General features: G+C 68.5%; 1 protein-coding gene. It reads right to left on the bottom strand.

The window, feature by feature from the left end; genetic code table 11:
- Positions 1 to 317, bottom strand: a 317-nt coding sequence (locus SB756_RS28965) for a glutamate synthase central domain-containing protein (RefSeq protein ID WP_410912970.1), incomplete at both ends; no start/stop codon positions are given.

Raw genomic sequence — 317 nt, forward strand, 5'->3', positions numbered from 1 at the left:
CGTAGAGGTCGCCCAGCACTTCACCGGTACGGATCAGGTCGCCCAGCACTTCGTAGGCCAGGAACGGATAGACCGCCGAGGCGCCGAACCCGATCAGCACCGCGAAGTGGTGCGGATCGCGGGCGGTGGCGGATTCCACGAGGATGTTGGAGTCGCAGCGCAGGCCCTTTTCAGTCAGGCGGTGGTGCACCGCGCCCGTGGCCAGGGAGGCGTGGATCGGCAACTTGCCCGGCGCGATATGACGGTCGCTGAGGACGATCTGGGTGCGGCCGGCGCGCGCGGCTTCTTCAGCCTGGTCGGCGACGTTGCGGATCGCC

Source organism: Pseudomonas sp. SIMBA_068 (assembly GCF_046534705.1).
Classification (GTDB): Bacteria; Pseudomonadota; Gammaproteobacteria; order Pseudomonadales; family Pseudomonadaceae; genus Aquipseudomonas; species Aquipseudomonas putida.